Origin of the sequence: Mycobacterium sp. AZCC_0083, from assembly GCF_014202335.1 — a bacterium.
In the GTDB taxonomy this organism is placed as follows: domain Bacteria; phylum Actinomycetota; class Actinomycetes; order Mycobacteriales; family Mycobacteriaceae; genus Mycobacterium.
Window position 1 is genome coordinate 509968 of record NZ_JACHGP010000001.1, and the last position, 18666, is coordinate 528633.

General features: G+C 65.6%; 21 protein-coding genes. 8 read left to right on the forward strand and 13 right to left on the reverse strand.

Annotated features, from left to right (window positions below):
- Nucleotides 1-5: 5 nt before the first annotated feature.
- The 7 genes from HNP02_RS02425 (at nt 6) to HNP02_RS42210 (ending at nt 5548) form a co-directional block, all read left to right on the forward strand.
- Complete coding sequence (locus HNP02_RS02425) at nt 6-1280, forward strand: cytochrome P450 (RefSeq protein WP_184434099.1); 1275 nt, start codon at nt 6-8, stop codon at nt 1278-1280.
- Nucleotides 1277-2080 carry an enoyl-CoA hydratase/isomerase family protein gene (locus tag HNP02_RS02430; protein ID WP_184434102.1) on the forward strand — a complete coding sequence of 268 codons (804 nt, stop codon included), beginning with the start codon at nt 1277-1279 and terminating at the stop codon, nt 2078-2080. The genes HNP02_RS02425 and HNP02_RS02430 overlap by 4 nt, the downstream gene beginning before the upstream one ends.
- Nucleotides 2074-2508, forward strand: a complete 435-nt coding sequence (locus HNP02_RS02435; protein WP_184434105.1) for a Zn-ribbon domain-containing OB-fold protein — start codon at nt 2074-2076, stop codon at nt 2506-2508. The genes HNP02_RS02430 and HNP02_RS02435 overlap by 7 nt, the downstream gene beginning before the upstream one ends.
- Nucleotides 2505-3428: an SDR family NAD(P)-dependent oxidoreductase gene (locus HNP02_RS02440; protein ID WP_184434108.1), complete on the forward strand. Its 924-nt coding sequence runs from the start codon at nt 2505-2507 to the stop codon at nt 3426-3428. The genes HNP02_RS02435 and HNP02_RS02440 overlap by 4 nt, the downstream gene beginning before the upstream one ends.
- A gap of 5 nt (nt 3429-3433) precedes the next feature.
- Nucleotides 3434-4015, forward strand: a complete 582-nt coding sequence (locus tag HNP02_RS02445) for a nuclear transport factor 2 family protein (protein ID WP_184434111.1) — start codon at nt 3434-3436, stop codon at nt 4013-4015.
- Nucleotides 4016-4068: 53 nt separating this feature from the next.
- Entirely contained in the window at nt 4069-4479 is a 411-nt protein-coding gene (locus HNP02_RS02450) for a nuclear transport factor 2 family protein (RefSeq protein WP_184434114.1), read from the forward strand.
- Between the two features lie 232 nt (nt 4480-4711).
- Nucleotides 4712-5548 carry a hypothetical protein gene (locus HNP02_RS42210; protein WP_255506167.1) on the forward strand — a complete coding sequence of 279 codons (837 nt, stop codon included), beginning with the start codon at nt 4712-4714 and terminating at the stop codon, nt 5546-5548.
- Nucleotides 5549-5551: 3 nt separating this feature from the next.
- Here the strand turns inward: HNP02_RS42210 and HNP02_RS02460 are convergent, their stop codons facing one another.
- From HNP02_RS02460 to HNP02_RS02515, 12 genes are all read right to left on the reverse strand, one after another.
- Entirely contained in the window at nt 5552-5830 is a 279-nt protein-coding gene (locus HNP02_RS02460; protein ID WP_184434119.1) for a cytochrome C oxidase subunit IV family protein, read from the reverse strand.
- The gene (locus tag HNP02_RS02465; RefSeq protein WP_184434122.1) at nt 5830-6420 is read right to left on the reverse strand and encodes a cytochrome c oxidase subunit 3 family protein; all 591 of its coding nucleotides are present in this window, start codon (nt 6418-6420) and stop codon (nt 5830-5832) included. Before HNP02_RS02465 ends, HNP02_RS02460 begins: the two co-directional genes overlap by 1 nt.
- A complete protein-coding gene (locus HNP02_RS02470; protein ID WP_184434126.1) occupies nt 6417-7136 on the reverse strand; it encodes a hypothetical protein in 720 nt (239 codons plus the stop codon). Before HNP02_RS02470 ends, HNP02_RS02465 begins: the two co-directional genes overlap by 4 nt.
- 72 nt (nt 7137-7208) lie before the next feature.
- On the reverse strand, nt 7209-8030 hold the full coding sequence (locus HNP02_RS02475) for a mycofactocin-coupled SDR family oxidoreductase (RefSeq protein ID WP_184434129.1): 822 nt from the start codon (nt 8028-8030) through the stop codon (nt 7209-7211).
- The gene (locus HNP02_RS02480) at nt 8027-8869 is read right to left on the reverse strand and encodes an NAD(P)-dependent oxidoreductase (protein WP_184434130.1); all 843 of its coding nucleotides are present in this window, start codon (nt 8867-8869) and stop codon (nt 8027-8029) included. The genes HNP02_RS02475 and HNP02_RS02480 overlap by 4 nt, the downstream gene beginning before the upstream one ends.
- Nucleotides 8870-8895: 26 nt before the next feature.
- Entirely contained in the window at nt 8896-10113 is a 1218-nt protein-coding gene (locus HNP02_RS02485) for an acyl-CoA dehydrogenase family protein (RefSeq protein WP_309241376.1), read from the reverse strand.
- Nucleotide 10114: 1 nt separating this feature from the next.
- Nucleotides 10115-11320, reverse strand: coding sequence for a cytochrome P450 (locus tag HNP02_RS02490; RefSeq protein ID WP_184434134.1), 1206 nt, complete (start codon nt 11318-11320; stop codon nt 10115-10117).
- 138 nt (nt 11321-11458) lie between these two features.
- Complete coding sequence (locus tag HNP02_RS02495) at nt 11459-12274, reverse strand: mycofactocin-coupled SDR family oxidoreductase (RefSeq protein WP_184434137.1); 816 nt, start codon at nt 12272-12274, stop codon at nt 11459-11461.
- A 17-nt stretch (nt 12275-12291) separates the two neighbouring features.
- On the reverse strand, nt 12292-12501 hold the full coding sequence (locus HNP02_RS02500) for a hypothetical protein (RefSeq protein WP_184434140.1): 210 nt from the start codon (nt 12499-12501) through the stop codon (nt 12292-12294).
- Between the two features lie 5 nt (nt 12502-12506).
- A complete protein-coding gene (locus HNP02_RS02505) occupies nt 12507-12956 on the reverse strand; it encodes a Zn-ribbon domain-containing OB-fold protein (protein WP_184434156.1) in 450 nt (149 codons plus the stop codon).
- A complete protein-coding gene (locus HNP02_RS02510) occupies nt 12953-14161 on the reverse strand; it encodes a thiolase (protein WP_184434159.1) in 1209 nt (402 codons plus the stop codon). Before HNP02_RS02510 ends, HNP02_RS02505 begins: the two co-directional genes overlap by 4 nt.
- Nucleotides 14162-14165: 4 nt before the next feature.
- Nucleotides 14166-15305 (reverse strand): amidohydrolase family protein, encoded by a 1140-nt coding sequence (locus tag HNP02_RS02515; RefSeq protein WP_184434162.1) that lies wholly within the window; start codon nt 15303-15305, stop codon nt 14166-14168.
- A gap of 138 nt (nt 15306-15443) precedes the next feature.
- Between HNP02_RS02515 and HNP02_RS02520 the strand changes: the two genes are divergently transcribed.
- Nucleotides 15444-16169 (forward strand): TetR/AcrR family transcriptional regulator, encoded by a 726-nt coding sequence (locus tag HNP02_RS02520; RefSeq protein ID WP_184434165.1) that lies wholly within the window; start codon nt 15444-15446, stop codon nt 16167-16169.
- Here HNP02_RS02520 and HNP02_RS02525 read toward each other — a convergent pair.
- Nucleotides 16166-18622: a CoA transferase gene (locus HNP02_RS02525; RefSeq protein ID WP_184434168.1), complete on the reverse strand. Its 2457-nt coding sequence runs from the start codon at nt 18620-18622 to the stop codon at nt 16166-16168. The two genes, HNP02_RS02520 and HNP02_RS02525, sit on opposite strands and share 4 nt — an antisense overlap.
- Nucleotides 18623-18666: the final 44 nt, after the last annotated feature.

Consider the following 18666-nt stretch of genomic DNA (forward strand, 5'->3'; position numbering starts at 1 on the left):
ATGTTGTGAGCGCGACCGACATCGACGAACGCCAGTTCGCACCGCTGATCGACTTGCAGTGGTGGCAGGAGCGCCCCAACGACCGGACCGAGCTGTACCGGCGTCTCCGCAACGCAGGCGGACCAGCGTTCGTCCGAACCAACCGGCCGGGGTCGCCACGGGTCCGAGGATTCTGGGCGATCGGTTCGCACCGCGACGTCGCCGACATCAGCCGCAGGCCCGCAGACTTCAGTTCCGGCCAGGGCACCCAGATCTTCGACCAGACCGCCGACATGCGCGAATACCGCGGCTCCATCATCGACATGGACGATCCCGAGCACATGCGGCTACGCAAGATCGTCTCGCGCGGCTTCACCCCCCGCATGCTCGCCGAGCTGCGCGGGCTTGCCGAGGAGACCACCGCCGAGATCCTCGACGAGATGCCGCGTTCGGGTGAATGCGACTTCGTCTCCGCGTTCGCCACCCTGCTGCCGCTGCGCATCATCGACAACATGCTCGGCGTTCCGCGCGAGCACGAGCAGTTCATCCTGCGGGCAACCAACGTCGTGCTTGGCGCCTCGGACCCCGAGTACGTGCCCGACCAGAGCGTCGCGGGCATCGAGGCCGCGGTCACCGACACCAGCGAGCAGCTCATCGATCTGCTCAAGGGAATCGCCGAGGACCGCATCGCCCACCCACGCAACGACGTGATCAGCAAGCTGGTCACCTCCGACGAGGAGAACCTGACCCCGCAGGAGCTGGCGAAGTTCTTCATCCTGTTGATCGGCGCGGGCAACGAAACCACCCGCAACGCGCTCACGCACGGCCTCCTGATCCTCAGCGCGCACCCCGAGCAGCGCGACCGACTGCTGGCGGATTACGACGAACTGGCACCGGCCGCGATCGAGGAGATCCTGCGCTACTCGAGCCCGGTGATTCACATGCGCCGCACCGTCACCCGCGACGGCGTGACGCTCACCGACGCGCAGGGCCAAGTCACCCACACCTTCAACGCGGGCGAGAAGGTCGTCGTCTGGTACCCCGCCGCCAACCGCGACCCCGCGGTCTTCGACGAGCCCGAGCGCTTCGACATCGCGCGTAAACCCAACAACCACATCGCCTTCGGCGGCCCGGGCCCGCACTTCTGTCTGGGCGCCCACCTGGCCCGGCTCGAATTGAACGTGGCGTTCAGGATGCTGTACGCCCGTTACCCGGACATCACCGCGGCGGGCGAGCCGGTGATGCTGAGATCGAACTTCGTCAACGGCATCAAACACCTGAAGGCGACGTACACACCATGAGCGAGCAAGAAACCGTGTTGTCGGATCTGACGGACGGTGTCATGACCATCACCCTGAACCGGCCCGAAGCCGCCAACGCGGTACGCCCAGAAGACCGCAACGCGCTCATCTCGCTACTGGCCGATGCCGACGCCGACGAGAAGGTGCGCGTGGTGGTGCTGCGCGCCAACGGCAAACACTTCTGCTCCGGCGCCGACGTGGGCTCGCTGGCCGAGCGACGCGCGAAGGGCGAAAAGCGCGTGCTGGAGCCGATCAAGCGCATCATGAACGGCGCACAGAAGCTCGTCGCCTGCGTGCTGGACTGCAACAAGCCGGTGATCGCCGCGGTCCACGGCGCGGCTACGGGATTGGGCGCTCACCTCGTCTACGCCTCCGATCTGGTGATCGCCACCGAAGACGCCTACTTCGCCGAGTCGTTCGTCAAGCGCGGGCTTGTCGTCGACGGCGGCGGTTGCTATCTGCTGCCCCGCCGCATCGGCATGCAGAAGGCCAAGGAGATGGCGTTCTTCGGCGAAAGGCTCTCGGCCGCTGAGGCATTGACGCTTGGCCTGGTGAACCGGGTGGTGAGTACCGTCGAGTTGGATTCCACGGTGGCCGACTTCGCAGGGCGGCTCGCGGGGGCACCAACGAGCGCGATCGCCTTCACCAAGCGACTGCTCAACGACTCCCCCGACACCGACCGGTCCGGTGCGTTCATTGCGGAGGCGATGGCGCAGGAGCTCCAGTCCTATGCGCACGACTCCAAGGAGGGCGTGCAAGCCTTCATGGAGAAGCGCCCGACCGAGTTCACCGGGTGGTGAGAGTGGCTCGGGCAGACATTCCGACCATCGACTCCACCAGCGCTCCGTACTGGGAGGCCGCCGGACGGGGTCGATTGCTGATCGCCGAGTGCGCGGGATGCGGCCGCGTGCACCACTATCCGCGACCGTTCTGTCCGCACTGCTGGAGTGAGGACGTCCACCCGGTGCTGGCCAGCGGAACGGGGACGCTGTACACGTATTCGACCGTATATGTGAACGACCTCGAGCCGTTCAAACAGCGGTTGCCCTACGTCGCGGCGATCGTCGAGCTGGCCGAAGGCCCGCGGCTGATGACCACCATCGAGGGCGCCGAGCCGGAGCGCTTGCGAGTCGGCATGGTGGTCACCGCGACGTTCCGGCCAGTCGACGAAAACGACGCGGACAGCCCGTACCTGACGGTCTTCACCACTAGCGAGGAGAGCCCATGACCGGACTACTCGACGGCAAGGTCGCCCTGGTGACCGGAGCCGGGCACGGCATCGGCCGCGGCCACGCGCTCGAGCTGGCCAAGCACGGTGCCACCGTGATCATCAACGACCTTGGCACCAGCCTGTCCGGGGAGGGCTCGGGCAAGGTGGCCGACGAGGTGGTGTCGATCATCGAAAGTCGCGGCGGCACCGCGGTTTCGGACTTCAGCGACGTCGGCGACGAGGAGCAGGTCGACCTGGCCGTCGAACGCGCCTACTCCCAACTCGGCCGCCTCGACATCGTGGTCAACAACGCGGGCATCGTGCGCGACAAGGCGATCTGGAACATGACCGTCGACGACTTCGACCTGGTGATGCGGGTGCACGTCCGCGGCAGCTGGCTGACCAGCCGGGCCGTCGCCCGCAAGTGGCGGGCGGAATCGAAGGACTCCGGCGGAAAGGTCTACGGCCGCATCATCAACACCACTTCCGGCGCTGGCCTGCACGGTCACTTCGGTCAGACCAACTACAGCGCCGCCAAGGCTGCGATCGTAGGGCTGACCCAGACCCTGAGCCTGGAGTTGGCGTCGATCGGCGCCACCGTGAACGCGATCAGCCCGGGTGGCCGCACCCGGATGTCCGCCACCATGGCCGGCGCGCAGGCTCCGATCGAGCCCGACGAGCGCGCCGAGGACGAGTTCGATCCCAAGGATCCGTCGCTTGGTTCGCCGGTGGTGGCCTGGTTGGCCAGCCCGGAAGCCGGTCACGTCAGCGGTCAGGTGATCCGGGCGATGGGTGAGAATCTCCAACTACTCAAGGGCTGGCATCCGGTGGCGTCGGTCTCCAACGGCCAACAGCGCTGGGATGCAAGCAAACTCGGCGCCATCATGGCAACTGACGTGTTCGGCACGCGCAATACCGGCCTGCGGCTGGGTGGGTGACCGCCATGTCAGACACTGCCGAGGTCGAGCGGGAGTTTCGGCGCTACTTCATGACTGGTCCCGTGCTCGAAGACTGGCACGCCTGGGCCAACCTATTCACCGACGACGCGACGTACCACGACCACTTCTACGGAACCTTCACCGGTCCCGACGAAATCACCAAGTTCCTCGAGGGGACGATGGGTGCGGCACCGCAGGTCTACAGCCCGCTCATCTGGTACGTCGTCGACGGGACGCGGGTCGCCTACAAGGTGTTCAACCGCGCCGACAACCCGGAGCCCGGCGGGCCGCCCATCGACTTCCCCTCCTTTCAATTCATCGAGTACGCCGGTGACGGCAAGTGGCGTTCCGAGGAGGACGTCTGGGTGTTGGCCGAGATGAAGCGATTCGCGCAGCGCTACGCCAAGGCCGCCGACGAACACCCGCAGACGTTGCAGCAGAAGCTGCGCCGCGAGGACTGGGGGTCATGGGTCGACTGGGCGCGCCCGGACCCCGGGCACGTGGCCGGCCCGTCATGGCTGGGCAAGGACGGCTTCACGCCGTTCGCCGGCATCCAGGACATCGACTTCGGCGTCCGCTCGCACTGACGTTTGCCGAAATGCGGGGTGCAGTCCGCGCTATGTGCCTATGCTCGGCAGACATGCCGGAGGGGGCACGCATGGATGCGGCAGCGAACCTGAAGTTGATCCAGGATCTGTATGACGCTTACATCAGCGGCGATCTACAGGCCATCATGAGGCCATTCAACGATCAGTCCGTCTGGATCGAACTCGGTGACACCCAGCGGGCGGGCGTATTTCGCGGCGCAACAGGACTTCTGGAGCATGCGATGCGGAATCAGGAGCTCACCGACGGATCTCTCACGACCGAAGTGCAGGAGATCGTCGGTGGCGAGAAGTACGTCGTCGTAGTAGAACGCGCGACTGCCCAGCGAAAAGGCCGAGCACTGGACATGCTGTGCGCGACGTCCTATCAAATGGCCAACGGCGTGGTCGCCGAAATGCGGGTGCTGCCATTCGACAGCCGGGAGTGGCAGCAGTTCTGGGAGTAACGCGATGACACAACAGCTTCGAGTGAGTCACGTGGGCACCGGTCACACCGGTGCCATGGTGCTTGGGCAGATCCTACGATCACCGCAGCTGAGCTTGACCGGCCATCTGGTTCACAGCCCTGACAAGGTGGGCCGCGACTCAGGCGAGATAGTGGGCATTGCTCCAGTCGGGGTTGTGGCCACCGCCGACATCGCAGAGTTTCTCGCCCTCGATTGCGACTGCGTGACGTATATGCCGACCGGGTCTGGTCGTGATCCTAGCGACGTGATCGACCAGATCTGCGCCATCCTTGCAACCGGCAAGGACGTGGTCGCAGCCGACCCTCAATTAGGTTTCCCGCATTCGCTCGACGAGACGTTGCAGCTGAAATTGCGCTCTGCATGCAACGAAGGCAGTAGTACATTTCTGAGCACGGGAATAGCCCCGGGGTTCGCCACCGATGTCCTGCCGGTTCATCTCGTGAGCCTGACCGCGGAGCCGACGATGATCCGCGTCGAGGAACGGCTACCGTCTGGGGCATTTCGCGGACAATCGTTTTTCGCGCATTTTGGCTTCGGGCTCACGCCCGAACAAGACGCTCAGGCGTACCAACCTGGGGCGATGATTCCGCACATGTCTACACCACTCGCGCTCGTGGCCGACGCCCTCGGCTGGACGCTCGACGGTATCAACGAACTCCGCGACATCGCGGTGGCCGACCGCGACTACACCTTCCCCGCGGGCACCATCGCTGAAAGCACCATCGCCAGCGTGCGAATGCGTTTCGAGGGAGTTGTCGCGGGCGAACCGCGAATGAGCTTCTCCTTCATCTGGTCGCTGCCCGACGATCCTCCGGACGACTGGGAGCCGCGGATTCCCCACGGCTCCGCCACGGGCCGACTCACCCGGGTCACCATCGAGGGCAACCCGACCATCCGGGTCGACCTGCACATCGATGGCGTCCTATCGGGTGCGCAGGCGACCGCCGCTCGTGTCGTCAACTCGATACCGGCCGTGTGCGCCGCAGCTCCCGGCGTCTACAGCGCACTCGAGCTCATTCCGCGAGCCTTCGGCGTCCTGTCGCACTAACGGTCAGCCAAACAGGTACAACCCGGACAGCAGCGCCCACAATCCAAGGCAGTAGCCCTCGAACGCGACCCGCAACGGCATTGGGGCACAGCGCAGTTCCATGAAGTCGAGCCCGACGAGCCGGACCTTGATCGCGGCGATCGCGAGCACCACGACCACCATCACCGATCCGGTGCCGTGGTCGACGCCCAGCGCGTAGGCGATCAGCGTCGCCACGATCAACACCAGCCACGACACTCCCGCGCGGCCACGTACGAAGGTGAGAGCCGATGGACCCGACATCAAGCCACCAGGTACAGCAACGGGAACAGCACGATCCACAACAGGTCGACGAGATGCCAGAAGCAGGCCCCACCCTCGACCACGGCCATCCGGGTCTCAGTGAGCTCGCGCCGCCGGGTCTGGGTGAGCAGGAACGTCAGCACCGCCATCCCGACGCAGACGTGGAACAGGTGCACGCCGGTGAGGATGAAGTAGTACAGGTAGAAGCGGTTGGCACCCGCGCCGTGCCCAGCAGTCACCAGCGAGTAATACTCGAACACCTTGAGCGCGATGAAGACTCCGCCGCAGACCATCGCGCCCACAACGGCCGTGCGTGCGATGTGGCGCGCCCCCGACCGCAACGCTCCCAGCGCGACGACCACGCACAACGAACTCGTCAGCAGCACCAGGGTATTGGTGAGCCCGACCCCGAGATGCAGCGTTCTGCGCGCCACGTCGAAGACTTCGGGTGCCTTGGCGCGCTCGACCATGAAGGTGGCGAAGAACGCACCGAATACCAGCATGTCGCCGAACAGGAAGACCCATGTTCCGTTCTCGCCGGGAACCCGCCGCGTCGGCGCCGCGGTGGCAGTCGGAGTGCCGAGAGTCACGACGCCGCGGTGACCAATGGTCGCTCGGCCGCCTGCTCCGCACCGATCGAGCGGAGCATGACCGCTGTCACCGCGACCATCCAGACGGAGAACGCCACCAACGGAACCCAGAAGGCGAAGACGCCGTTCCAGGCCAGCGGGCCTTCGTTGAAGATCATCACCGCCCCGCCGGGCAGCGCCAGCAGCGCGTACCAGGCGTTGAGGTAGCCGAACCATCGCGGGAAGGTCGCAGGTTCCGTCCGGTCGACGAAGGACGCCGTGGTGAGCACCAGGGCCTGCACCACCAGAGTTCCGACGATCCCGACGAACATCAACCAGAACACGTCGTTGAGCGCCTGAGTGATCTCGGGATCGCGTTGTTCGGGACGAAACGCCGCTGCCGACAACACCATCATCGGAAAGAGGAAGCCCGGCACGAAGATCACTCCGGCGAAGATTTGGGTGACCGACAGGACGCCCCATTTACCCTCGACCCGACGCACCCTCAGACAGATCGTGGCCAGGAACGGCAACGCGACGCAGGCGGCGAGCAGGCTGAATGCCAGGCCCACCCTGACCCGCAGCTTGTTGGCGATGAGGAAGTCCGTGATGTCTTTGGCGCTCGCGGTCGGTGAAAGCGGCGGGATCAGCTTGGCGATGAGCATGAAGAAGACGAAGAACAGGGCGAGCATGACGATTCCGCCCCACGCGGCAATGCGTTGGAGTTTCAGATCCATGGCCGAATTCTAGATCGAATCCGCTCAATGTTTAACTAGTTTTATGATTTTATCCGGCCTACGCGAAGAGGGCTAGTACTGCGCCATGCCCTGGTCGACCGACAGTCGGGTAGCGGTAACGAAGCGCGACTCGTCCGATGCCAGCCAACACACCGCGGCCGCAACGTCTTCCGGCTCGCAAGCCCATTGCGGCAGGAACGGAGTGCCCATGTTGTTGAGTGTGGGGTTGGTCTCGGTCGCGGCGAACAACGCGGCGATCATGTCGCCACCACCCATCGGGGTGTTGACCGGCCCCGGATGCACGCTGTTGACCCTGATGTCGTGCTTGCCCAGTTCGGCGGCGAAGGCCCTGGCCATCCCCGTCACCGCGTGCTTGCTCGCGGTGTAGTGCACCATGAACGGCTGCACCTTCACCCCCGCGTAAGAGCTGATGAGGATGATCGACCCGCCGCGGCCTCCGTCGATGATCCGTTGCGCGCCTGCCATCACCGTGTTCCACGTGCCCGTCACGTTGACGTCGATGATGTCGCGGAACGACTCCGGGGTGATTTCGTTCCACGGTGCGGGGATGCAGATTCCGGCGTTGGCCACGATGACGTCCAGTCGGCCGAACGCCTCGATGCCCTCGTCGACGGCGCTTCGCAGCGCCTCCAGGTCGCGGATGTCCGCGGCGGTGGCCATGATTCGACTACCCTTGGCCTTCACGAGCTCCACGGTCTCCGCGAGGTCATCGGGAGTGGCGGACGGGTAGCGCACTGATTCGGGCAACGGGCCTGCCAGGTCGACGGCGATGACGTCGGCCCCGTCCTCTGCCATCCGCACCGCGTGTGCACGGCCTTGTCCCCGGGCAGCCCCGGTGATGAACGCGACCTTGCCCTCGAGTCGACCCGTCATCGTGATGTCCCTCCGGTCGCCGAGTCGGCATCGCCGAGGGCCAGCGGCCCCTCCTGCACGGCGGTGCCCAACAGTCCGAGCTCCACGCCGGCCTCTGCGGCGGCCTCGCGGCAGGCGGCGATGTCCTTGCGCAGGAACGGCCCGGCCCGCTCTGCGAACTCGTCCATCCCGCCAATGCGATGGGCATGTGCCGCCACCTGGCTACCGGCGCTGCACACCTGCAGCGCGGACAGCAGCACGTCCGGCTCGACGCCCAGTTGCTCGCCGAGTTGCGTTGCCGTCGCCAGGAGTTGGGCATTTGCAGCGAACAGCAAGTTGTTGATCAGCTTGATCGCCAACGCACTACCGAGCGGACCGGTCGGCACCACCGGGCCGGCGTACGCGGCCAGGAGCGGTGTCACGGCAGCGACGGCGTCACTCGGTCCTCCGATCAGCACGGTCAGCGCGCCCGCGGCGATGTCGTCCGCCGTGCCGCTGACCGGGGCGTCGAGAACGACCGGCGCGGACGGCGAACTGTCACGTAACGCCTCGAGGGTCGACAAGTTTCCAGTGGTGTGCGAGACGAACACCGAACCCGGCTTCGCGTTGGCGATGAAACCGTCAGGCCCGAGGCCGGTTTCGCGAAGTTGGGCGTCGGAGAACAGGCAAGAAATGAGCACGTCACTGCCGCGCGCGAGGTCGGCCACCGATGCGGCCGGTACGGCGCCCTTCGCGGTCAGTCGGGCGCGGGTGTCATCGCGCCGAGCAAGTATCAGCACGTCATGGCCCGCACCGAGCAACCGCTCGACCATCGGTTCACCGAGCTGTCCGGCACCGAGGAATCCGATGGTATTGGTCATGTGGTTCTCCGGTGGTTCGTGGAGACTCAACCCGTCACGTCTCGCCCGATCAACTGCCGCGCGATCACCCACTGCAGCACTTCGTTTGCGCCCTCGAAGATCTCCAAGATCTTGGCGTCCCGGTAGAGCTCCTCCAACCGGAATGTCTCGCCCGTTTCGGAGACCTGACGGGCGAAGCCATACCCACCGAACACCTGGATCGCGTCGCGGGCCATGTCGGCAGCCAGCCTGGTGGCGAAGGTCTTGGCCATCGACGCCTCGGGTTCCGCGTGGCGGTCGCCGCCGTCGACCCGAAGTGCCGCCTTTTGGTAGAGGTTCCGTGCGCACTCGAGCTCGGTGGCCCGTTCGGCCAGCCGGTACTGCCAGTGCTGCATCGCACCAAGGGGTTTGCCGAATACGTGGCGCGTACGCATCCGCTCGACCGCGAGATCGAGCGCTGCCTGTGCGACACCCACCCCGGCAGCGGCGATGCCGATGCGACCATAGGTCAGGGTCGCCAGTGCGACGGACAACCCGCTGCCTGGCTCGCCAAGCACGTTGGTGCGCGGAACGACGACCTGGTCGAAGACGATGTCCGCGGTCAGCTGGCCGCGGTGGCCCATTTTCAGGTCGGGCGTGCCAATCCTGACACCGGGGCTGTGTTTCAGATCGATGGCAAGCATCGTCATTCCGCGCCCACTTCGACACAGGACGGCCGCCCAGTCAGCGACCGGGCTATTGGTGATCCAGCGCTTCCGACCGGTCACTACGAAGCCGTCGGGAGTCTCGTCGGCCACGGTCTGCATGGCCTCGACGGACAGGTCGCTGCTGGCGTCGGGTTCGGTGGTGGCGAACGCGAAGACGAGCTCACCCGTCACGAGTCCCGGAATGAGGCACGCCTGCAACTCCTTCGAGCCGAACGACAACGCCTTGGGCACCAGAATGCATTGCCCGTCGTAGACGCCCGCCATGCTGCTGCTGTGATAGGCGATCTCCTCGGTCGCCGTGCACGTGCCGAGCAACGGGTAGTCCAAACCACGCCCGAACTCCGCGCCGAACGGAATCTCGAAGACACCCGCGCCGGCGAGCCCGCGAAAGGCCTGCCACGGAAAGCTGTCTGCAGTCTCCTCACGCTGGCCTATCTCGGCGGCATACGGCGCGACCGTCTCCTCCACCGCGAGCCGGACTTCCCCACGGAGTTCGATCGTCTCGGCCGGAAGCCCGACGTCGTGCCACATGCGGTCCTGGGTGCGCGGCACGTTCACGTCAGCGCCAGGTCAGGTTCAGCGAGTCCAGGCCGAATATCTGACCACCGTGCTCGACGGCCTCCCCCGACACCTCGTAGTCCGGGATGCGCTTGTGCCACTCCTCGAGGATCACCGCCATCTCCTGACGGGCGAGATGCGAGCCGAGGCAACGGTGCGGGCCGCCTCCAAACGACAGATGACGCGTGACGCCGCGGTCGAGGTCGACCTTGCGGGCGTCCGGATACGCCGCCTCGTCGCGGCCCGCGAACGCCAACGAGAACGACGCCATGTCGCCCGCCTTGATCGGGCACCCATGGAAGTCCATGTCCTGGGTGGCCTTTCGGGCGGTCTGCACGATCGGGTAGGCGCGAAGCAACTCCTCCACGGCCTTGGGGATGAGTTCGGGCTCGGCAACGATCCTGGCGCGGTCGTCGGGGTGGGTGGCCAAGTGCAACAGCGCGTAGGACAGCTGGTTGGTCACCGTGTCGAGCCCGGCCATGAAGAGCAGCAGCAGGCAGTTGAGTAGGTCGATGTCGGTGATGGGCTCGCCGTCGATGGCCCAGTCGATCGCCTTGCTGACGATGTCGTCGGCGTCGGGGTCGCGGTTGTCGCGACGCTCCTGGATGAGTCCCGAGAAGTAACCCATCACCTGCATCATGCCCTCCATGCGGGCAGCGTTGACCTCATCGCCGACCCCGTCCTGGTGCAGGATCTGATCCGCCCACGCCATGAACTTCTCGAGTTCGTCGACGGGTAGGCCCATGATCACGAGGAACACCGTCGAGGGGAAGACTCTGGAGATCGAGGTCACGAAGTCGCATTCCCCGTCATCGACAAGCTTGTCGATGAGCTCACCTGCCAGCTTCTGCTGAGCGTCGTGCATACCCTTCACCCGGCCCGGCGAGAAGTATTCGGCCAGTACGTGGCGCCACTTGGCGTGGTCGGGCGGGTCGATCATGACCGGAATCCACTTGTAGGGCGGTTCCGGGTCGGTTGGCACGATGACGCTGCTGGACCACAGCTCGGGGTGCTGCAGGCCGTCGAGGATCACGGAGTTTTCGGTGAACACCCAGTAGTCCATGCCGACCTCGGTGTTGCGGAAGACCGGCCCCACCTCGTCCTTGCACCCATCGAGGAGTTTGAAGTGCGAGAGGGCCGGGGACCTTGGCGTGTTCATCTCGATGGACTTGACGGGACACGTTGCGCCTGCCTGGCTTTCGCTCATGACGTCCTTCCGAACTGGCCGCGACCGAGGCGAACTCGAAGACCGCGCGTGTGGCCACGGCGTGGACGATTCGGTCGACGGCGACTGATCGCACTAGGTTAACTATGTGAAATGGTTAACGCAATAGCGGGGCATGCGTCACCGGACCGCGAAGCCGGCGTCCAGCGGCCACGCCGTACCGGTGATGAACTTCGCCTCCTCGGACACCAGGAAGGCCACCGCGTTGGCGATGTCCTCGGGCGCGAGGACAGGGATCGGCAGCGCGTTCTGCATGGCACTGACGGCGGTGTCGCCTGCTTCGAACAGTGCCGCCATCGTCTCGTTCATCACCATCCCGGTCGCGACGCCGGTCGGATGGATGGTGTTGACGCGGATCGAATACTGGGCGTATTCGTTGGCCCACACCTGCATCAGGCCGACCAGGCCGCGCTTGGACGCCGTGTACGCCTGCCCGCCCGCTCGGTCGGTGCCGGTGCCCTTGAGCCCGGCACTCGACGACGTAATGACGATCGACCCGCCGCGGCCGCCGTCAATCAGGGAGGGCAAGGCGGCCTCCACGGTGTTCCACACGCCGAAGAGGTTGACGTCGACGATGTTGCGGAACGTCTGCCGCCGGTCGCCACCTGGGCTCAGTCGTACGACACCGGCATTGGCGATCACGATGTCCAGACGGCCGAACTCCTCCAGTCCGTCCGCCACCACCTGCTCCACGGCGTCGGCGTCCCGCACGTCGGCCTGTCGGGCGACGATGCGGCGGCCCTCCTTCTCGACGAGCCTTGCGGTCTCATCGAGATCCTCCGGGCGGGACTGCGGATAGTCGATCGAGTCGACGTCAGCGCAGATGTCCAGCCCGATGATGTCCGCGCCGTCGGCGGCTAGCCGGACCGCATGGGCGCGACCCTGACCGCGGCCCGCTCCGGTGATGAAGGCGACCTTGCCATCAAGTTTTCCCACGGGTGCGACTCCTTTACTCAGTCGGCAATGCTGCCGGTGTGAATCCTGGCCAGCCGCAGGCCTTCCTGCGGATCGTCTACCTCGATGTCCCAGTCGCTGCAGGAGCACGTGCAGCGGAAATGTCCGTTCTCCGGCAGGATCGCCTGGCCGTCACACGAACCGCCGGTGTTGGCAATGCTGGCCAGGAACTCAAGCGGCTTCTCGTGAAGGGCACTGTCATCGGACATCGGTGTTACTCCTTGACCTGACCATCGGCCCGGAACACGGGGAGCAGCCAGCCGTCGGTGATGGGCGAAAAGGCCACGCGCAACGACATTCCGATCGTGACGTCAGTCGGCGCGACGTCGACGACGTTGGACACCAACCGGGCGCCGGGCGCGTCGGGCAGGTCCAGCACGGCCGGCACCAAGAGCAGGTCGGGCATGCCAGGAAAGCCGTGCACGACTGCGAAGCTGTAAACGATGGCCTTGCCGCTCAGTTCGACCCAATTCACCTGTTTCGATTGGCAATTCGGACAGAATGGGGTCGGAGGCAGCCGAAAGGTCCCGCAGTCGGCGCACTGAGGCGCGACCAGCCGTCGTTCCTTGGCCGCCTGCCAGAACGGCTCGGTGTCCTTGTTGACGGCGATCCGGACGTGCTCGCCGGGAATGGCCGTCGCCAGAGCGAGTGCAGCGGTACTCATGCGGCCTTCCCCAAGATCAGCCCGCTGACCGGCAGGCTCGCAGGCCCACCCGTGACGAGGGCGAGTTCGGCGTCGGGGACCTGGTTGATGGCGGTGCCGCGCATCTGCTCGACTCCTTCCATGACGTGGGTCATGCCGATGATGTAGGCCTCCGACAGCTGGCCGCCGTGGGTGTTGACCGGAATCGAGCCGCCGTCATACCGGATGGCGCCGCTCTCCACGAACGCGCCGCCCTCGCCCTTGTCGCAGAACCCATAGTCCTCCAACTGCATGAGCACCATCGGGGTGAAGTGGTCATACAGCAGGGCGACGTCGATGTCGGCAGCGCCGATGCCTGCCTGCTCGTAGAGCCGATTGGCGATCGGTTTGTTGCCGGAGGAGGCGAAGTACTCGTCGGGCATCCCCATCCAGGCGAACGCCCGACCCCAGTCCTTGACTCCGCCGTGGGCGGCGGCAACCACCGGCACGGGCAGCTGCTTCAAGTCCCTTGCACGGTCCATGCTCGTGGTGATCACCGCGACGGCGCCGTCAGTCTCCTGGCAGAAGTCGTAGAGACACAAGGGTTCTGCGATCATCCGCGCGTTGAAGTAGTCCTCGAGCGTGAGGGGTTCGGGGTGCATCGCCTTCGGGCGATTCGCCGCGTTGGCCCGCGTGGAGAGCGCAATCTCGGCGAAGGCCTCGCGGCGCGTGCCGTAGAGGTACATGTGCCGCCGCGCCAGCACCGACATCAGCTGGCCGGGACCGAACAGTCCCGACGGTTGCAGGAACGAGTTGATCGGATCGGGCTCCAGCGCCGAGAACACCGAACCGAGCCTCTGCTTGGACTGCTGCAACGCCATCACGGTCACCACCACCGAGGCATCGCCCGCCACGATGGCCGCCCGCGCCAGCCCGATCGCACCCGCAGAGCCGCCGCCACCGGAGGTCAGGGCGGCGGTGAACCGAACTTCCGGAATCCCAAGGGTTTCCATGAAGTCTGCGGTGTCCATCTTCTCGGTGTAACCCGCGCTGGCGCCGGAGTAATAGGCGAAGCCGTCGATGTCGGCGACGTTCAACCCGGCATCCGCGCACGCGGCCAGGATCGATTCGCCGGCCAACTCGGTGATGGACTTGGGTAGCGAGCCGCCGCGCTTGTAGTAGGGCGTGGAGCCGATGCCGACGATCGCGACGTCGCGCAGACCGTTCGTTGCCGATGAAGTGGTCACGCGCTCAGAACTTGTCGGCCGGGATGGGCGGCACGTCGGGGAACAACTCGTAGAACGTGCCCTGGGTGATGCGCAGCCGAGTCTCGTCGCTGATGCCATCGAACAGACCCTTCAGCGTGTCCTGGGTGTGGCCGAACGTGCCCTCCATGTGCGGATAGTCACTGCCAAACATCACGTTCTCGTAGCCCATGTGCTCGAACGCGGCGACGGCTGTTTCGTCGTGCTGGAACGACGCGTAAACCTGTTCGAAGAGAATCTCTTTCGGGCTGCGGCTGAGCTTGGGCCGCACCGCGAGGTGGTGCTGGCGGTACCCCTCGAGCAGCCGGTCGCCCAGGAACGGCACCCACGTGGCACCACCCTCGGAGATGAGCACCTTCAGGTTGGGATGGCGGTCCAACGCACCGGACGCGACCATCTTCATCGCCGCGCGCTGACCCGAGAACGTCGTCTCGGCGTAATTCATGATCGCGCCGCCCGGGCCGCGGTACACCTGACCTGCGCCACCGGTCGCGCTGTTGCTGGCGGTGATGTCGACCGGATCGGTGCCGATGTGAAAGGCCAACACGATCCCGGCCTCCTCAGCTGCCGCCCAGAAGGGCTCCCAGTCGTTGCGATGCCAATCAGGCGCACTCGGGTGAGGCGTCGTCGGCAGGAACACCGCCTTGAAGCCCTTGCCTGCCGCCCACTGCAACTCCTCAACGGCGTCGTCCACCACGAGCGTGGACACCTGCGCCGTCACGACGTACCGAGGCGAGACCGCGGTAATCTCTTCGATCGCCCACTCGTTACTCGCCCGCATGCATGCCTTGAGCAGCTCCGGCGTGCGGAACGTGGACGCCCACATACCAAGTGACGGGAAGATCACCTCGCCCCAAACACCTTCCTTGTCGAGGTCCGCGAGCCGGGCCTTCGCATCACGAACGCCCTGCGGCTTCGAACTCAACTCGGCAAAGGCCACCAAAGCCGATGACGGCAGCTTGCGGCGGAAGATCTGCCCGTCGACGGAGACCGTCTCGTACTCGCCGTCCGGGTCCTTCTCGGACTTGGGGGTCAGGTCGGCCAACGCCTTGGGCAACCGCGACTGCCACAGATCCTCGGGCTCGAGGAAGTGGGAATCGCCCGAGTTCGTCCAGATCATGCTCATAGGTCCTCCACGCGTCCGATTGCTCAATCGAATGATGCCAGCTGATTCCGGCGAAGTCCACCATATCTAATGCATTAACATTATTATTTTCCTGGCATCGACCTCTCGGTAAGACTGAGGCGGACCAGGAGGAGAACCATGACGAGCACTGGGGCGAGCGCAGCGACGGGAGTGGGTTCTGAATTGGCCGCGGGTGCGCGCCGGCGAAACGCCTCGGGCGAATCGACCAGGGTGATGCTGATGGAGGTTGCCGAGCGATTGTTCGCCACCCGGGGCATCGAGGCGGTGACGCTGCGTGAGATCCAGCAGGCGGCCGGGCAGTCGAATACGTCGGTGATCCGTTACCACTTCGGCTCTCGCGACGGACTGATTCGCGCCCTGATCTCCTACCGCCAGGCGTCGCTGGGGGCTGACCGCCGGGAGATGCTCGTGAGCATGCGCGATGAGGGCAAGGAAGCAGACCCCCGCGCCGTCGTCTGGCTGCTCGTCCGTCCGTTGGCCAACAGCATCGCCGCGGGTGAGATGTTCGCGCCATTCCTGGCCCGGCTTGCCGAGGATCCGTTGGCCCGCAGCGAATATTGGCCGGACCACGTCGATGACGACTGGACGCAGGAGAAGCTGGAGGCACTGGTCGACGCCGCGCTGCAGGACCTGCCCGAACGAGTCCGACGGGGACGCACGTTTCAGCTCTACATCAGCCTGGTCAACGTGCTGGCCGCCGCGGCTCGTTCCGGGCACGGGCTCAGCGAGGCGCAGTTGCACAACTACGTGGACACCTGGGTGGGCATGCTTACCGCGCCGGTGTCGTACGAGACCCGTGCACTGCTTGCCGAACACGACGACTCAGCTACGCGCTCCGACTAACTGCCGCCGACGATCTTCTTGGCCCGCAGCTCAGCGATGGCCACGTCATCCAGTCCGACCTCGCGCAACACCGCGTCGGTGTGCTGGCCGACGGTGCAGCCCGCGTCGGCCTTCGACCGTGATCGGGAGAATCGACACAGCGGCGCGAGCCTGCGGTGTTCCTCGAAGATCGGGCTGACGGCCTCGACGGCGTACCCCGCCTCGAAGTACGGATCAGTCTGCAATACGAGCTCGGAGTTGGCCTCCACGACCTCCACGCAGCCGACGTCCTGGGCGGACAGTTCTTGTTCCCACTCCAACTTGGCTTTGGTGGCGAATACCGTTGTCAGTACTGCGATCAGCTCGTCGTCGTGCGAAGCGCGAGAGCCGACATCGGCGAAGCGCTCGTCGGCGTGAAGGTCGACGTACGGTGACATGGCCTTGGTCAACGCGGGCCATTCATGGGGAAGCGGTGCCGCGAGGAAGACGTATCCATCGGCGGCGCGGTACATCCGGTAGAGCGCGGTCATTCCAAAGAACTCGTCGTCAGCAGCCATGTTCGCCGGCCTCGACGCGTAGGCCGCGTTGTAGGAAATCATCGCCTGCTGCACGGTGCCGAGCATCGTGGTGACGACGTTGTTCAGGGCTCTGCCATGACGCTTGGCGTACAGCGCAACCAGCAGCGCCGACCCCACTCCGTGCGCCGCGATGCCGTCGGACTGCACGGCGGGGACGGCCCCACCCGCGTGCAGCTTGACCGCCCTGCGGTGCAGGTCGTCGAGGTCGACGGCCGGACCACCCGCATCGTGGCTGTCGATGAGCGCAATGCCGGACGCCGCACCGATCGACGGCGCATAGGCAGCGCGATGCGCGAATGGTCCGTCGACGCCGTACCCCGAAGTCGTCACGAAGGCCAGTTCCGGGTTGACCGCCCTGAGTGAGGCCTCGTCGATCCTCGACCGTTCGGCTGCCTTCCCGCGGAAGCACTGCAGCACGATGTCGGATCGCTTCGCCAGTTCGTACACCAACTCCAGCCCGTCGGGCTTGGTGAAGTCGATCGCGACGCTTTCCTTGCCCTGCAACACCTTTGCGCCGCCAGCCTCCGGGAATGCCACCAGATTGCGGATGTTGTCGCCCTCCAGCGGTTCGATCTTGATCACCCGGGCGCCCATGTCGGTCAGCAACGTCGCGCCGTAGGGGCCGGCGAACATACTGCCGAACTCCAGTACCGTCACCCCCTTCAACGGCGGGTCGTCGGGCGGCGCTCCGCCGGGCTCCGTCACGGCATCGACCCGGTCGACGAGGGACGGGACCTCGTTGTGTTCGCCGAGGCGCGGGGCAGGCCGCAGCTCGGTCAACGGCTTGCCATCGGCGTGGATGAGAGTCGACGGCTGGCGTACCCGCCCGAGCTCGGGGTCGACGACGGTGGTGGCACGGCCCTCGTGTGCGGTCTGCGGATGGTCCAGCGAATCCGCGGGGCTGCGGAAGAGTTCACCGCTGAGGTCGAGGTTTTCCTCCATGGCCTGCTGCCACTCGCCGAGTGTGCGAGCGCCGACCCGCTCGATCATCATGTCCCACCACTCGGTGCGGAGTTCAGGTGTCGGCAGCATGGGGAAGCCCTGCCACTTTGGATTGGCAAGCTCCCCGAGCAGATCCAACTCAGTGAGCCAGGCCCCGATCAACTTCGGCGACACCTGCGCGAACTGCAGCCAGCGGCCGTCCCTGGTCGGACACACCAGCAGCGCGTAGATGAGGTAGGCCTGCGGTCGGCCTTGGTCGTCGTAGGCGGCATCCATCGGCTCGAAGGCGCCTGGATACCGTTCGAGCACCATCTCGTAGAACCAGTTGTACGGATCCATCGAACCCATGCCGGTCACCAGATTGGTCTCGACCACCTGGCCGAGTCCGCTGGTGTCGCGCTCGAGCAGCGCGGCGAGCACGCCCTGGACGGCGGCGTGCGCCGCGCCCCAGGACGCATAGGCGAACGTGATGTAGGCAGGCCCCGGTCGCGCCGCGAGGCCCCGCTTCTCGTGCATGACGCCGGTCTTGGCCATCACCAGGGCTTCCCACCCCTTGTAGTCGCGGAACGGACCGGTTGAACCCCATCCCGTGATCGTTGCCACCACCAGTTGCGGGTAGGCCTTCGACAGCGCGTCGTGGGTGAGGCCGATGCGTTCCGCGGTGGTCGGCCGCATGGTGTTCACCATGACGTCGGCGCTTCGCAAGAGTGCACGTAATCGGTCGAGGTCTGCGTCGTCGTGTAGGTCGAGCGTCACGCTGCGCTTGCCCCGCAGCAGGGCAGGCCAGCCGGCGAGGTCGCGGAGCGGACTACCGTCGGGAGGTTCGACCATGATCACCTCGGCGCCGCAATCCGCGAAGAACTGCGTGGCCTGCGCCCCGGGCAGCGTCGTCGACAGATCGACGACTACTAGGCCGGCCAGTGGACCGTCAGACCCCGCATCGGCTTCCGGCATTCCCACTCCTACCGTGTGGTCGTAGATCTCATCACGACGTGCTG

Bases quoted from the DNA above. Each gene is read 5' to 3' on its own strand.
- HNP02_RS02430 (WP_184434102.1), top strand. From the start codon at position 1,277: ATGAGCGAGCAAGAAACCGTGTTGTCGGATCTGACGGACGGTGTCATG.
- HNP02_RS02440 (WP_184434108.1), top strand. From the start codon at position 2,505: ATGACCGGACTACTCGACGGCAAGGTCGCCCTGGTGACCGGAGCCGGG.
- HNP02_RS02445 (WP_184434111.1), top strand. From the start codon at position 3,434: ATGTCAGACACTGCCGAGGTCGAGCGGGAGTTTCGGCGCTACTTCATG.
- HNP02_RS02450 (WP_184434114.1), top strand. From the start codon at position 4,069: ATGCCGGAGGGGGCACGCATGGATGCGGCAGCGAACCTGAAGTTGATC.
- HNP02_RS42210 (WP_255506167.1), top strand. From the start codon at position 4,712: ATGCCGACCGGGTCTGGTCGTGATCCTAGCGACGTGATCGACCAGATC.
- HNP02_RS02460 (WP_184434119.1), bottom strand. From the start codon at position 5,830: ATGTCGGGTCCATCGGCTCTCACCTTCGTACGTGGCCGCGCGGGAGTG.
- HNP02_RS02470 (WP_184434126.1), bottom strand. From the start codon at position 7,136: ATGGATCTGAAACTCCAACGCATTGCCGCGTGGGGCGGAATCGTCATG.
- HNP02_RS02475 (WP_184434129.1), bottom strand. From the start codon at position 8,030: ATGACGGGTCGACTCGAGGGCAAGGTCGCGTTCATCACCGGGGCTGCC.
- HNP02_RS02480 (WP_184434130.1), bottom strand. From the start codon at position 8,869: ATGACCAATACCATCGGATTCCTCGGTGCCGGACAGCTCGGTGAACCG.
- HNP02_RS02490 (WP_184434134.1), bottom strand. From the start codon at position 11,320: ATGAGCGAAAGCCAGGCAGGCGCAACGTGTCCCGTCAAGTCCATCGAG.
- HNP02_RS02500 (WP_184434140.1), bottom strand. From the start codon at position 12,501: ATGTCCGATGACAGTGCCCTTCACGAGAAGCCGCTTGAGTTCCTGGCC.
- HNP02_RS02505 (WP_184434156.1), bottom strand. From the start codon at position 12,956: ATGAGTACCGCTGCACTCGCTCTGGCGACGGCCATTCCCGGCGAGCAC.
- HNP02_RS02515 (WP_184434162.1), bottom strand. From the start codon at position 15,305: ATGAGCATGATCTGGACGAACTCGGGCGATTCCCACTTCCTCGAGCCC.
- HNP02_RS02520 (WP_184434165.1), top strand. From the start codon at position 15,444: ATGACGAGCACTGGGGCGAGCGCAGCGACGGGAGTGGGTTCTGAATTG.
- HNP02_RS02525 (WP_184434168.1), bottom strand. From the start codon at position 18,622: ATGCCGGAAGCCGATGCGGGGTCTGACGGTCCACTGGCCGGCCTAGTA.